This window comes from Nocardioides sp. Leaf307 (genome assembly GCF_001423135.1).
Classification (GTDB): Bacteria; Actinomycetota; Actinomycetes; order Propionibacteriales; family Nocardioidaceae; genus Nocardioides; species Nocardioides kribbensis.
The window spans coordinates 431,745-445,057 of record NZ_LMNY01000003.1 but is presented as its reverse complement, the minus strand read 5'-3'; the positions used below and the strand labels follow the sequence as shown (position 1 = coordinate 445,057).

Genomic DNA, 13,313 nt, shown 5'->3' with positions numbered 1-13,313 from the left:
GGGGGCCGGGCCGGTCGGCGTACCGGGCCCTGCTCCGGAGGCGGACCGGGCCCTGGCCGCGGACTGGGACGCGGCGCGCGGGCGGGCCCGGCGGGGCTTGTACTGGACCGGTGACCACCCCGCCCTCGACCGCGACCCGGCCGGCGACCGAGGTCGGCGCGGCCCGCCGCTGGGCCATGCTGGCGGCCTCGACGACGGCGCAGGCGGCGGCCGGCATCACCATCCACGGGCCCGCGTTCCTCATCCCCGTGCTCGTCGCCGACGGCGGGCTCAGCCTCGCCCAGGCCGGTCTCGTCGCCGCCGCACCGACGCTCGGCGTCACCCTCACGCTGGTGGCGTGGGGGGCGCTGGCCGACGCCCGCGGCGAGCGCGCCACGCTGCTGGTCGGGCTCGTGCTCACCGCCGCGCTCGGCGGCGTCGCCATGGCCGGAGGCGGTGTCGTCGCCCTGGCGCTGGCCCTGGCCGCGGCCGGGGCGGCCGCGGCGAGCACCGCCTCGGCCAGCGGGCGGGTGGTCGTCGGGTGGTTCCCGCCGCACCGTCGCGGCCTGGCCATGGGCATCCGGCAGATGGCCCAGCCGGCCGGGGTCGGGATCGCGGCCGTCACCATCGCCGTGGTCGCCGAGACCCGCGGCGTCACGGCGGCCCTCGGGGTGCCCGTCGCTGCCGCGCTGCTGGCCGCCGCCCTGGTCGCCGCGGTCGTCGTCGACCCGCCGCGGCCCGAGCGCCACGAGGGCAGCGCCCCCAACCCCTACCGCGAGGACGGCTTCCTGGCCCGCGTGCACGCCGTGTCGGTGCTCCTGGTCGTGCCGCAGTTCCTCGTGTGGACCTTCGCCCTCGTCTGGCTGGTGCAGGACCGCGGCTGGTCGGCGGCCGCGGCGGGCACGCTCGTCGCCGTCTCCCAGCTGCTCGGGGCGCTCGGGCGGGTGGCGGTCGGACAGCTCAGCGACGTCGTCGGGAGCCGGATCCGCCCGCTGCGCTGGGTCACGGTGGCGGCGGGGCTCTCGATGGCCGCCCTCGGCCTCGCCGCCGGGCTCGACGCGGCCGTGGCCGTGCCGCTGGTGGTGCTCGCCACCGTGGTCACGGTCGCCGACAACGGCCTGGCCTTCACCGCCGTCGCCGAGCGGGCCGGGCCGTTCTGGTCGGGGCGGGCGCTGGGTGCGCAGAACACCGCGCAGTACCTCGCCGCCTCCGCCGTCCCGCCCGTCGCCGGCCTGCTCGTGGCGCAGGCGGGGTACGCCGCCGCCTTCGCCCTGGCCGCCCTCTGCCCGCTGGCCGCCGTCGCCCTCGTGCCGGTGCGGGGGGAGCGTGCCCTGCGCTGAGGCGGCGCCCAGCGCGGGTACCGGCACAGGGGACCAGCACAGGGGACCAGCACAGGGGACCAGCACAGGGGACCCGGGCGGGTGAAGCCGCGGGGGCCCGGGGAGGGGCAGGGTCGAGGGTTCAACCCGAGGAGTCCCATGACCACCATCACCATCGTCGTCGTCCTGGCCGTGCTCGTGCTGGCCGCCGTCGTGGCCACCGTCGTGCTCGTCGGGCGCCGCAACGCCCGGCTCAAGGAGGTCCGCCTCGAGCAGGCCGGGCAGCTGCGCGGCCAGGCCCAGCGTCAGGGCGGCTCCATCGCCGAGGCCCGGCAGCGGGCGGAGGCCGCCGAGGAGGAGGCCCGCGTCGCGCAGATGCAGGCCGACCGCGCCCGCGAGCGCGCCGAGGCCGCCCGCCACGAGGCCACCGTCGCCGAGGCCCACCAGGAGGACGCCCTGCGCGAGGCCGACCAGCTCGACCCCGACCGCGCCGCCACGCCGGCGCCCGTGACCGGCAGCCCCACCGACCTGCCCGGCGGGCCCGAGGGCGCCACCCCCGCGGCTGGCACGGCCACCGGCGCCTCCGCGACCTCGGCGCCTTCCGCGACCTCCGCGACCGCACCGGCCTTCCCGCCGAAGCCGGAGGCCTCCGACCGGCCCGGCATGGCCCCGGTCGAGCCCGGCACCCAGCCCGCCCCCGGCCGCCGCGCCGCCCCCGTGGGCGAGACCGAGCCCGCCGCCGCCCCCGACGCCGGTCAGGGGCGCCACCGCTCCCCCTGAGCCCCGACCGCGGCGCCCGCCACAGCACCACGCGGCCGCCCGGGTCTGAGAGGCTGCCGGGGTGGACGAGCCGAGGCAGCCGACGACCGCCACCGGCGGGTCGCAGGTGCCGGCGGCGACGCGCGCGCTGCGGGTGCTGCGCTTTCTGGCGACCCAGCCCGACCCCGTGCCGCTCGAGCGGATCGCGCGGGAGGTCGGGCTGCCGCGCAGCACGGCGTACCACCTGCTCGCGGCGATGATCGCCGAGGGCTTCGTGACGCACCTGGCCGAGGAGCACCGCTACGGCCTGGGCGTCGCGGCCTTCGAGGTGGGCAGCGGCTACTCCCGCCAGGAGCCGCTGCAGCGCCTGTCGCGCCGGGCGCTCGCGGCGCTGGTCGACCGCGTCGGCCAGACCGCCCACCTCGCCGTGCTGCACGGGCGTGACGTGCTCTACGTCGTCGAGGAGCGCGCGCCGGGCCGCCCGCCGCTGGTCACCGACGTGGGCGTGCGCCTGCCCGCCCACCTGACCGCGAGCGGGCGGGCCGTGCTGGCGCGTCTGCCGGCCGCGCAGGTGCGGGCGCTCTACCCCTCGCCCGACGCCTTCGTCGACCGCCACGGCAGCGGTCCCCGCACCCTCGGCGAGCTGCGCGCGGTGCTGGTCGAGACCCGCCGGCGCGGCCACGCCACCGAGGACGGCGAGGTGACCCCGGGCATGGCCAGCACCGCCGCCGCCGTGCTCGACCACAACGGGCACCCGGTCGCCGGCCTGGCCGTCACCTACCCCGCCGGCGAGGTGTCGCCCGCCCTGGTCGCCCGCGAGGTCGGCCGCACCGCCGACCTGCTCACCCGACGCCTGGGCGGACACCCCGCAGCAGGCCCCGAGCGACCAGCGGTCGACTGACCTCGGGCCTGCCCCGGCGCCCGGGCGACCCCCTGGCCGGAGCGCGGCACCGGCCTGTCGTCGGCGCTCGACGACAGGGACCGCAGGAGGTGTGTCCACGCCGACACGACCGGATCAAGTTACCTACCGGTAGGATTCTTCTCACCCCCCGGAGGGCCTGACGGTCCTGCTCGCTCGGCCCTAGGCTCGCGGGCACGTCACGGCCGCCCCGGGACGTGCTCCGTCGAGGAAGGGCCACCCGTTCCGATGCAGATCTTCGCCATCGTCGTCTCCCTGGCGCTGACCGCCGTCGCCGTCGTGCTGACCGTGAGGGCCGTGCGCTCGATCGTCGCCACGGTGCGGATCGGGCAGCCGACCACCGGTCGCACCGACCAACCGGTGCAGCGCACGCTGACCATGGTCAAGGAGACGTTCCTGCACACCCGGATGCTCCAGTGGAGCGTCGTCGGCGTGATGCACTGGTTCGTCTACCTGGCCTTCATCGTGCTGGGCGCCGCGGTCTTCACGGCGTACTTCCAGCTCTTCGACCCCGAGTTCCAGCTCCCGGTCATCGGTCACTTCTTCCTCTACGAGTGGCTCGGCGAGATCCTCGGCGTGCTCGGCACGGTCGGCATCGTCTACCTCGCGATCTACCGCCAGAAGCACCACCCGCGCCGCGAGGGCCGCAACTCCCGCTTCTACCGCTCCACGATGTGGCAGGCCTACTTCGTCGAGGCGATGGCGCTGCTCGAGGGCTCCGCGATCCTCTTCATCCGCGGCGCGGAGTACAACCTCGGCCAGGCCCTCGGCGGCGAGGACGTGGAGAAGTACAGCCGCTTCCACTTCCCGGTCAGCTCGTTCTTCGGCGACGTGCTCTACGGCACCGACCCGGAGACGCTGGAGAACATCATCATCGTCATCGCGATGATCAAGATCGTCCTGGCCATGATCTGGCTCATCGTCATCTCGCTGAACCTCACCATGGGCGTCGCCTGGCACCGCTTCACCGCCTGGCCCAACATCTGGTTCAAGCGCGAGGGCTCCGGCCGCACCGCGCTGGGCGGGGTCAAGCCCCTCACCAGCGGCGGCAAGGTCGTCAGCCTCGAGGACCTCGAGGACCTCGACGAGGACTCCAAGCTCGGCGTCGGAGCCATCGAGGACTTCAGCTGGAAGGGCATCCTCGACTTCACCACCTGCACCGAGTGCGGCCGCTGCCAGAGCCAGTGCCCGGCCTGGAACACCGAGAAGCCCCTCTCCCCCAAGCTCCTCATCACCGCGATGCGCGACCACGCCTACGCGAAGGCGCCGTACCTCAAGGCCGCCGAGGGCGACCGCGCCGCGCTGCTGGAGAACGACAGCGCCCTGGCCCTCGAGGTCGAGCGGCCGCTGGTCGGCGACACCGGCGACGACTGGTTCTACAACCCCGACTCCGGCGCCGCCGTGATCGACCCCGACGTGCTGTGGAACTGCACCTCCTGCGGCGCCTGCGTGCAGCAGTGCCCCGTCGACATCGAGCACGTCGACCACATCATCGACATGCGCCGCCACCAGATCCTGGTGGAGTCGAACTTCCCCGCCGAGCTCAACGGCCTCTTCAAGGGGCTGGAGAACAAGGGCAACCCGTGGAACATGTCGCCCAACGCCCGCCTCGACTGGGCCAAGGGTCTCGACGTCGAGGTCAAGGTCGTCGGCGAGACCATCGAGTCGCTCGACGAGGTCGACTGGCTGTTCTGGGTCGGCTGCGCCGGCGCCTACGAGGACCGCGCGAAGAAGACCACCCGCGCCGTCGCCGAGTTGCTCGACATGGCCGGCGTCTCCTTCGGTGTGCTCGGCAACGGCGAGACCTGCACCGGTGACCCCGCCCGGCGTGCCGGCAACGAGTTCGTCTTCCAGGGCCTGGCCCAGCAGAACGCGGAGACGCTCAAGGAGTACAAGGTCAAGAAGGTCGTCTCGACCTGCGCCCACTGCTTCAACACCCTCAAGAACGAGTACAAGGAGTTCGGGGTCGAGCTCGAGGTCGTGCACCACACCCAGCTGCTCAACCGGCTGGTGCGCGAGGGGAAGCTGACCCCGGTCAAGGAGGGCGCCGGCGCGCAGAAGCGCTCCATCACCTACCACGACCCCTGCTACATCGGTCGCCACAACGGCGTCTACACGCCCCCGCGCGAGCTGCTCCAGATCCTGCCCGGCGCCGAGGTCGTCGAGATGGAGCGCAACTCCGAGCGCTCCTTCTGCTGCGGCGCCGGCGGCGCGCGCATGTGGATGGAGGAGAACATCGGCGAGCGGATCAACATGAACCGCACGAACGAGGCGGTCGAGACCGGCGCCGACCAGATCGCCGTCGGCTGCCCCTTCTGCCGCGTCATGCTCTCCGACGGCCTCACCATGAAGCAGTCGAAGGGCGAGGCCCGCGAGGAGGTCGAGGTCCTCGACGTCGCGCAGATGCTGCTGGCGTCGGTCAAGGGCGAGCAGGCCACCAAGCTGGCGCCCGGTGCGGGCGCGGCCGCCGCCGTTCCCGCGGCCGCGGCCCAGGGCGGCGGCACCACGACCCTCGAGCGCCCGGTCGAGACCAAGGCCGAGCCCGAGGCCGGCGACGAGACCATCACCGACGACACGGTGGTCGAGACCCAGGACGCCGGACCGCTGGCGAAGGCCAGCGGGGGCTCGTCGCTCTTCGACAGCCCCGAGGCCGCGGCCGCCGACGACAAGCCGGCCGGCGCGACCCAGGGCGCCTCGCTCTTCGACACCCCCGAGACCGCTGCCCCCGGCAAGTCCGTGCCGGCCGAGGCCAAGGCCGCCGAGCCGACCTCCGCGGGCGGCTCGCTCTTCGACCTCGGCGGCGACCAGCCGGCGGCGAAGGCGACCCCCGCCGAGGACGCGCCGTCGACCAGCGGCTCGACGTCGGGCGGCTCCACGTCGGGCGGCTCGCTCTTCGACCTCGGCGGCGACCAGCCCGCCGCGACGCCGGCCCCGTCGCAGGAGGCGCCCACGGAGAAGCCGGCCGACCCGCCGGCGGCCACGGCGGTCTCGTCGGGCGGATCGCTCTTCGACATCCCGGCGGCGAAGCCCGCGGCTCCCGAGGCGAAGGCCGACCCGGCTGCCGCCTCTCCCGCCGCGACGGAGCCGGCTCCGTCGGCTGCTCCGACGCCGAGCACCGACCTCGGCGCCGGTGGCTCGCTCTTCGACATCCCGGCCGCCGAGCCCGCCCCGGCGAAGCCGGCTGCGAGCGCCCCGGTCGAGACCTCCGAGCCCGAGCCCGCTGAGCCCGAGACGCCGGCGGCGCAGGAGACGGCCGCTCCGGTCGAGCCGACCGCACCGGCCGCTCCGGTCGCTCCGGTCGCCGGCCTGGGCTCGGGCGGGTCGCTCTTCGACATCGCCGCTCCCGCGCCGCGGGCCAGTGCACCGGCTGCTCCCGTCGCGTCCGAGGCGGCCACTGCGACCCCGGCCGACAGCACGAGCGAGGCCCCGGACGGACCGGGCGAGGACGCCGCCGCCAGCAGCGCCCCCGCGGAGGAGCCGGCACCGGTGGCCCCGGCGGCCCCGGCCGCCTCGGTCACCCCGCGGGCCGGGATCCCGGAGGGCGGCTCGCTCTTCGACATCGAGGCTCCCGAGCCCGTCGCGGCCCCGCAGCCGCCGACGGCCCGGAGCGCGGCCGGCACGGCGTCCGAGGACACCTCCGCGGACACCACCGGGAGCACGGCGGCCGACGAGGCCCCGGCCGCGACGCCGGTCGCGGAGGACACCTCCGCGGGGACGGCCCTGAGCGCGGCGGCCACGCAGGCCGCCGCCACCGACGACGCCCCGGCCCAGCCGGAGGCCGAGGCCATCGTGGCCGAGACCGACGACGCGACGGACGACGCCGAGGAGCAGGCCGAGCAGGCCCTGGCCGACGCCGAGGACGACGCGGCGCAGGACGAGCCCGCCCAGCCCGAGGGCGAGAAGGCCCAGGACGCGGATCCCGAGGACGAGAAGCCGAAGGCGGCGAGCAACGGCGCGGCCCACACCCCCCGCACCGACGCCGACATCTCCGGCTCGAGCTCGCTCTTCGACCTCTGAGTCCCCCGCGGCGAGCGCCGCACCCCCGTGGCCCGCACCGACCCGTCGGTGCGGGCCACGTGCTTTCTGGGCCCGGGCACGTCGGCTCAGGGGACGGGGGCACGACGGCGACGCTCGACGGCAACCATCCGTGCTCCGGACGCGTCCCAGCGGCGATGACGACCTCGCGCCCCTCCGCCCACACCGCCGGCGTGGCCCGCGCCGCCCGCGCCGGCCGCACCGCCGCCCTCGCCGTACTCATCCCCGCCTCCCTGAGCCCCCTCCTGCTGACCCTGGTGGCCCTCGTGCTCGGACGCCTTCCCTGACCCGCTGACCGCGCACCGGGCTCGGAGCCGGGGACGCGGCCGCGGTCGGGTCGAGGGCGGACGTCATGCGAAGGGCGGATGCGCATCCACTCCTCGCATGACGCTCTCCTCCGGCGGGTGGGAGCACCCACCCACCCACCCCGCCCCGGCCGCACGGCCCGCTCGAACGGCGCAATTGCGCGGCTGAGCACCACTCCGCGCACACGATTGCGCGATCCACGCACCCGACAGTCCCGACCGACAGTCCCGGCCGCGCAAAGCCGCCAGCAGGCGAGTCGAGGCGACCGCGCTGATCGCGAGCACGCCCCGGACACCGACCACCGCCCACACCGCGCAATTGCGGGGTAGCGACAGCCAGCCAGCACCCACCACCCGGCGCAGGACGCACCCCGGCGCAGCACCCGACACCCCACACGCACCCAGACGCACCGCGGCCCGCGCCGACCGAGGTCGACGCGGGCCGCGGGAGGGGCCGGGCGGGGCGGGTCAGCCCTGCGGGTCCTCGGGGACCACGACGGGGCGCAGACGCGCCCACGCCAGGAAGACCGCACCGACGACGAGCATCGCGATGCCCGCCCACAGGTTGGCGTTCCAGCCACCTGTCTTCTCGGTCTCGGGGTCTCCGAAGATCCCCATGAACGTGAGGATGACGCCGTAGATGCCGATGAGGGCACCGATGATGTTGCGGATGTCGAAGGCACCCGCGGTGTGCTGGCTCCGGGCCATGACGATCTCCGATCAGGTGGGGGTCAGAAGACCACATTGAGGACGACGACGAGGGCGAGCGCGAGGCCGGCGAGCGGCATGGTGCGCTGGTACCACGGGTGCGAGGCCTCGTCGGGGTCGACGAGATCCTCGCGGGGGGTCTCGGAGTAGACGAGGCCCTTGAGCTCGGCGTAGGGCTTCGGCTTGGTCATCGAGGTGACGACCACGCTGACCACGATGTCGACCACGAAGGCGGCACCGGCGGCCACGAAGGACGCACCCTGGCCGGCGAGCGGGATGACGCCGAGGCTGAGCGAGCCGAAGGCGTCCTCCGACAGGAAGGCGACGGCGACCGCCGAGAGCGTGCCCGCGACCAGGCCGGTCCAGCCGGCCGTGGGCGTCATCCGCTTCCAGAACATGCCGAGGATGAAGGTGGCGAAGAGCGGGGCGTTGAAGAAGCCGAAGAGCGTCTGCAGGTAGTTCATGATGTTGGAGAAGTTCGACGCCAGCTGCGCTGTGAAGATCGCGATGGCCGTGGCGGCGACCGTGGCCCAGCGGCCCACTGCGAGGTAGTAGTCGTCGGAGCGGTCCTTGACGACGTAGCGCTCCCACAGGTCGAAGCTGAGCACGGTGTTGAAGGCCGAGATGTTGGCCGCCATGCCGGCCATGAAGGCCGCCAGCAGGCCGGCGATGGCCACGCCGAGCAGCCCGTTGGGCAGCACGTCGCGCATCAGCAGGATCAGCGAGTCGTTGTACTTCACCGTGCCGTCGGCTCCGCCCGCCACCGTCTCGCCGGCCTTGGTGCGCGCGATGTCGGAGACGAGGACGGCCGCGATCATGCCGGGCAGGATCGTGATGAAGGGGATGAGGATCTTGGGGAAGGCGCCGATGATCGGGGTCTTGCGCGCCGCCGAGATCGAGTTGGTGGCCATCGCGCGCTGGACCTCGACGAAGTTGGTCGTCCAGTAGCCGAAGGACAGCACGAAGCCGAGACCGAAGACGATGCCGATCACCGAGAGCAGCTCGGAGTCGAAGCCGGTCAGCGCGGTGCCGGGCCAGGAGTTGAGCTGCTCGGCGGCCGAGGGGCCGTCGGGGTTGCTGCTCGCGGCCTCGGTGATGCCGGCCTTGAGACCGTCCCAGCCGCCCACGCGGTTGAGCCCGATCAGGGTCAGCGGCAGCAGTGCCGCGACGATGACGAAGAACTGGAGCACCTCGTTGTAGATGGCCGCGCTCAGCCCGCCCAGGGTGATGTAGGAGAGCACGATGACCGCGGCAACGACCAGGGCGAGGGTGAGGTTCCACCCCAGCAGGGCCTGGATGATGCTGCCGAGCAGGTAGAGGTTGATGCCGGCGATGAGCAGCTGCGCCACGGCGAAGGAGATCGCGTTGACCAGGTGGGCGCCGGTGCCGAAGCGGCGCAGCATGAACTCGGGGACCGAGCGCACCTTCGAGCCGTAGTAGAACGGCATCATCACGACGCCGAGGAACAGCATGGCGGGGATGGCGCCGACCCAGAAGTAGTGCACCGCCGGCAGGCCGAACTCGGCACCGTTGGCCGACATGCCCATGATCTCGACCGCGCCGAGGTTGGCGGAGATGAAGGCCAGGCCGGTCACCCAGGCGGGCAGCGAGCGGCCCGAGAGGAAGAAGTCCACCGAGTCGGAGACGTTGCGGCGGGCCACGACGCCGATCCCGAGCACGAAGGCGAAGTAGATGGCGATGAGCAGGTAGTCGACGAAGTGGGCTGAGATCAGCGTGTCGCCGGCCATCGCCGTGGGGGCGGAGATCGACATGCAGCGTCCTTTCGGGGATGAGCAAACCTGCTGAACATACGCCCGCCCGTGCCGACCAGCGCCACCCCCTCGGGTGACGGCGTCAACCATCAGCGCCACAACGACGTCATCTGATGTCGCCTTGCCCTTGTGGTGACGTCACAGTGATGTCATGGTGGTGCACATGGACCTGACCCCGTACGTCGACAGCCTCCGCCGCGACCTCCTCGCCGCGGCCGACGCCTCGGGCGAGGAGGCCCGTGCACTGGCCCAGCGGCTGGGCCACGCGCTCGACCCGGCCGCGCGGCTCGCGCTCATGGAGGCCATCTCCCACGCGGCGGCCCAGATCACGGCCGAGATGCCGGTCGGCGGCGTCGACGTACGCCTCGACGGGCGGGAGCTGGCCTTCGTCGTCGACGTCACGCCCCCCGCGCCGCTGCTGCCACCGGCCCCACCCGCACCCCCGGCGCCGCCGGCACCACCCGCCGAGGACCTCGACGACGCGGCGGTCTCGCGGGTCACGCTGCGGCTGCCGGAGCCGGTCAAGGCGCGCGCGGAGGAGCTCGCCGCCGAGGCCGGGCAGTCGCTCAACACCTGGCTCGTCCACGCCGTACGACGAGCCACGCAGCAGCCCTCCGAGCCGCTCGACCTCACCAGCACCGCCCACCCCGGCGCCCAGCCGGGCCCCGGGGGCGGGCCGGTCTTCACCCGCCGGCCCGGCAGCCGCCGGCTCACCGGCTGGGTCTGACCCGCACCCCCACGACGCCGCGCGTCGACGGCCCCCGAGACGCACGACGCCCCACCCCGACGACCGGCGGACCGCCGACCCCGCGCCCACCGAGGCGTACGTCATGCGACCCGTGGATGCGCATCCACCCTCCGCATGACGTCCGCTGCCCCACCCCGCACACCGCCCCGCGCCATGCGTCATACGACCCGTGGATGCGCATCCACCCTCCGCATGACATCCGCCGCCCCACCCCGCACACCCACCCGGCCGCCGCGCCGTACGTCATGCGACCCGTGGATGCGCATCCACCCTCCGCATGACATCCGCCGCCCCACCCCGCACACCGCCCCACCCCGCGCACCGCCCCACCCCGCGCACCGACCCACCCCGCACCCCGACCCACCCGCACCCCGACCACCCAGGAGCAGCCATGAGCAGCACCCGCGAGCACCGCCTCGCCGTCGACGGACCGGTCGACCTCGTCGTCCGCAACCCCCGCGGCGTCGTCGACGTCACCGCGACACCCGCAGCCGCCGGCGCCGAGCCGGTCACCGTCTCGGTCACGGGCCCCGCCCCCGACACCGTCGACGTCCGCTCCGAGGACGGTCGGGTCGAGGTCGCGGCACCCACCGGGCGCAGCGCCGAGGGCCACTACCACCTCACGATCCGCGTGCCGGCCGGCTCCCGCCTGACCGCGCGGCTCGGCTCCAGCGAGCTGAGCGCCGTCGGCCCCCTCGCCACTGCGACCGTCCAGGGCGCCTCGGGCGACGTGACCGTCGAGGACCTCGCCGGGCCCTCCCGCGTCGAGACCGGCTCCGGCGACGTCCGGCTCTCGCGCTGCGCCGACGTCACCGTGCAGTCGGGATCCGGGGACGTGGACCTCGGACGGGTCGACGGCGCGGCCCAGGTCTCCACCGGGTCGGGCGACGTCACCGTCGAGGCCTGCACCCGCGAGCTCGTCGTGAAGACCGGCTCGGGCGACCTCCACGTCCACAGCCTCCAGGGCGCACTCTCCTTCAGCACCGCCAGCGGCGACCTGGCCGTCGACCGGGCCGAGCACGGCTCGATCTCCGCGCGCAGCGCCTCGGGCGACGTGCACGTCGGCGTGCCCACCGGCCTCCCCACCTGGACCGACGTCGGCTCCGTCAGCGGCGAGGTCGCCTCCGAGCTCCAGGCGGTCGGCGAGCCGGCCCCGGGCCAGGAGCACCTGCTCGTCCGCGCCACCACCGTCTCGGGCGACGTCCGCCTCTCACGGCGCTGAGCCCGGCCCCGACGCCCACACGACACCGCCCGCCGAGCGCTTGACCCTGCCCCTGCGTCAGCCGCGAGCGTGGCACGAGCCGACCCTCACCAGCCGACCCTGACCACCCGACCTCACCAACCCACGCGACCAGCCGACCCTGAACAACCGACCCTGAACAACCCACCCGACCAGCCCACCAGACCAGCCGGCCCGACCCCGCCGTTCCGAGCCGACCCACCTGGCGCCTCCCAGCGACCGAAGGACCCACCATGAGCTACCCGCCCAGCATCCACCGCGACGAGGCCCGCCAGGTCGTGGCCGACCGCGTCGCCCGTGCCAACGAGCGCCACCTGCCCACCGTGCCGCGCCGCCGCCGACTCGCCCGCGGCCTGCGCCGCGTCGCCGACGCCCTCGACGCCTGACCGTCCCCCGGAAGCCCCGAAGGAAGCCCACCGGGGTGCCACCGGACGCACGCCCGGCGCACGGCCCCGAGCTCACGGACGACCCGACCCCCGCGGCCCGATCGACCTGCGCCGGGAGGGTCAGGACCGCATCGCGACGCCCTCGCGCCAGTAGCCCATGAAGGCCACCTGTCGGCGGTCCATGCCGAGGTCGCGCACCATCACACGGCGCAGCCCGGTGACGACCTTCGACTCCCCCGCGATCCAGGCGTAGACCGTCTGGCGGTCGGCGGCCGCCCGCTCCGAGCGACTCGCCCCGTCCCGCCGCCCGGCCCCGCCCCCGCCGTCCTCGGCGACGACCTCGCCGGAGGAGGAGTACGTCGGGGTCTCCCACAGGTCGGGGTCGACCTCGTCGACCTCCACCTGCCCGATCGGCACCACGGGCGACTCCAGGCAGGCCAGCACCTCGCGCTGCAGCGCCACCCCGCGGGGCGCGCCGTCGCGGGGCAGCCAGGTCAGCTCGACGCCGGCCGGGCGCGGCAGGTCCTGCACGTCGGCGGCGCAGGGCACCTCGACGAAGGCGTGGCCCTCGGCGTCGGCGTCGAGGCCCGCGAGGATGCCCGCGACGGCCGGCACGGCGGTCTCGTCGCCGACGAGGAGCACGCGGGCGCCCGGCGCGGGGGCGAACTCGATGCCGCCGTAGGCCACGCCACGGCGCGGGGCGAGCACGACGGCCCGGTCGCCGACCCGGGCGCGCGAGGCCCAGCGGGCGCCGGGGCCGAGCGGGTGCTCGCCGTCGGGGCCCTCGTCGTGGAGCACGACGTCGACGACCAGGCGGGTGTCCTCGCCCTCGCCGACGATGTCGCGGATGGTGTAGGTGCGCATGTGGCCGCGCTCGGCCTGCGGCAGGGCCTGCCAGGCGGCGTACCAGCCGCTGTCGGCGGCCTCGAAGGACGGCAGCGGCCCGTCGCCGTCGGGCAGGACGAGCTTGAAGCGCTGGTCGAGCAGCGGGCCGTCGACGCCGAGGTCGGCCAGCGCAGGTGCGCCGAGCTCGAGGCGCACGAAGCTGGGCGAGAGCCGCTCGACACGGCGTACGGTCACCGTCTCCAGCAGCATCGGCAGCGCCGCGCGCGCGGTGGAGGTGGCTGTGGCCATGGGGTACTC

11 protein-coding genes are annotated in these 13,313 nt (G+C 74.6%); 8 read left to right on the top strand and 3 right to left on the bottom strand.

What is annotated here, in order from left to right; translation table 11 throughout:
• Positions 1-110: 110 nt before the first annotated feature.
• The 5 genes from ASF50_RS16905 to ASF50_RS19170 all read left to right on the top strand — a co-directional run bounded on the left by ASF50_RS16905 (position 111) and on the right by ASF50_RS19170 (position 7,298).
• On the top strand, positions 111-1,319 hold the full coding sequence (locus ASF50_RS16905; protein WP_235557724.1) for an MFS transporter: 1,209 nt from the start codon (positions 111-113) through the stop codon (positions 1,317-1,319).
• A 138-nt stretch (positions 1,320-1,457) separates the two neighbouring features.
• Positions 1,458-2,078 (top strand): hypothetical protein, encoded by a 621-nt coding sequence (locus ASF50_RS16900; RefSeq protein ID WP_056864910.1) that lies wholly within the window; start codon positions 1,458-1,460, stop codon positions 2,076-2,078.
• A gap of 61 nt (positions 2,079-2,139) precedes the next feature.
• Positions 2,140-2,958: an IclR family transcriptional regulator gene (locus ASF50_RS16895; protein ID WP_056905265.1), complete on the top strand. Its 819-nt coding sequence runs from the start codon at positions 2,140-2,142 to the stop codon at positions 2,956-2,958.
• A 246-nt stretch (positions 2,959-3,204) separates the two neighbouring features.
• Positions 3,205-6,993 carry a (Fe-S)-binding protein gene (locus ASF50_RS16890; protein WP_056905264.1) on the top strand — a complete coding sequence of 1,263 codons (3,789 nt, stop codon included), beginning with the start codon at positions 3,205-3,207 and terminating at the stop codon, positions 6,991-6,993.
• Between the two features lie 155 nt (positions 6,994-7,148).
• Positions 7,149-7,298, top strand: a complete 150-nt coding sequence (locus tag ASF50_RS19170; protein ID WP_156718364.1) for a hypothetical protein — start codon at positions 7,149-7,151, stop codon at positions 7,296-7,298.
• Between the two features lie 486 nt (positions 7,299-7,784).
• On the opposite strand, the gene ASF50_RS16885 is transcribed toward ASF50_RS19170, so the two are convergent.
• On the bottom strand, positions 7,785-8,024 hold the full coding sequence (locus ASF50_RS16885; RefSeq protein WP_056864913.1) for a hypothetical protein: 240 nt from the start codon (positions 8,022-8,024) through the stop codon (positions 7,785-7,787).
• Positions 8,025-8,047: 23 nt separating this feature from the next.
• Positions 8,048-9,772, bottom strand: coding sequence for a sodium:solute symporter family protein (locus tag ASF50_RS16880; protein ID WP_056905441.1), 1,725 nt, complete (start codon positions 9,770-9,772; stop codon positions 8,048-8,050).
• Between the two features lie 187 nt (positions 9,773-9,959).
• Here ASF50_RS16880 and ASF50_RS19165 point away from each other — a divergent pair, with 187 nt between their 5' ends.
• From ASF50_RS19165 to ASF50_RS19160, 3 genes are all read left to right on the top strand, one after another.
• Positions 9,960-10,523 (top strand): hypothetical protein, encoded by a 564-nt coding sequence (locus ASF50_RS19165; protein ID WP_056905440.1) that lies wholly within the window; start codon positions 9,960-9,962, stop codon positions 10,521-10,523.
• A 412-nt stretch (positions 10,524-10,935) separates the two neighbouring features.
• Positions 10,936-11,766: a DUF4097 family beta strand repeat-containing protein gene (locus ASF50_RS16870; RefSeq protein ID WP_056905263.1), complete on the top strand. Its 831-nt coding sequence runs from the start codon at positions 10,936-10,938 to the stop codon at positions 11,764-11,766.
• Between the two features lie 251 nt (positions 11,767-12,017).
• A complete protein-coding gene (locus ASF50_RS19160; RefSeq protein ID WP_156718361.1) occupies positions 12,018-12,170 on the top strand; it encodes a hypothetical protein in 153 nt (50 codons plus the stop codon).
• Between the two features lie 120 nt (positions 12,171-12,290).
• Here the strand turns inward: ASF50_RS19160 and ASF50_RS16865 are convergent, their stop codons facing one another.
• The gene (locus ASF50_RS16865; RefSeq protein WP_235557723.1) at positions 12,291-13,304 is read right to left on the bottom strand and encodes a siderophore-interacting protein; all 1,014 of its coding nucleotides are present in this window, start codon (positions 13,302-13,304) and stop codon (positions 12,291-12,293) included.
• Positions 13,305-13,313 lie beyond the last annotated feature (9 nt).

What these genes read in the sequence shown, in the direction of transcription:
- ASF50_RS16900 (WP_056864910.1), top strand. Translation starts at nt 1,458, where the DNA reads ATGACCACCATCACCATCGTCGTCGTCCTGGCCGTGCTCGTGCTGGCC.
- ASF50_RS16890 (WP_056905264.1), top strand. Translation starts at nt 3,205, where the DNA reads ATGCAGATCTTCGCCATCGTCGTCTCCCTGGCGCTGACCGCCGTCGCC.
- ASF50_RS19170 (WP_156718364.1), top strand. Translation starts at nt 7,149, where the DNA reads ATGACGACCTCGCGCCCCTCCGCCCACACCGCCGGCGTGGCCCGCGCC.
- ASF50_RS16885 (WP_056864913.1), bottom strand. Translation starts at nt 8,024, where the DNA reads ATGGCCCGGAGCCAGCACACCGCGGGTGCCTTCGACATCCGCAACATC.
- ASF50_RS16880 (WP_056905441.1), bottom strand. Translation starts at nt 9,772, where the DNA reads ATGGCCGGCGACACGCTGATCTCAGCCCACTTCGTCGACTACCTGCTC.
- ASF50_RS19165 (WP_056905440.1), top strand. Translation starts at nt 9,960, where the DNA reads ATGGACCTGACCCCGTACGTCGACAGCCTCCGCCGCGACCTCCTCGCC.
- ASF50_RS16870 (WP_056905263.1), top strand. Translation starts at nt 10,936, where the DNA reads ATGAGCAGCACCCGCGAGCACCGCCTCGCCGTCGACGGACCGGTCGAC.
- ASF50_RS19160 (WP_156718361.1), top strand. Translation starts at nt 12,018, where the DNA reads ATGAGCTACCCGCCCAGCATCCACCGCGACGAGGCCCGCCAGGTCGTG.
- ASF50_RS16865 (WP_235557723.1), bottom strand. Translation starts at nt 13,304, where the DNA reads ATGGCCACAGCCACCTCCACCGCGCGCGCGGCGCTGCCGATGCTGCTG.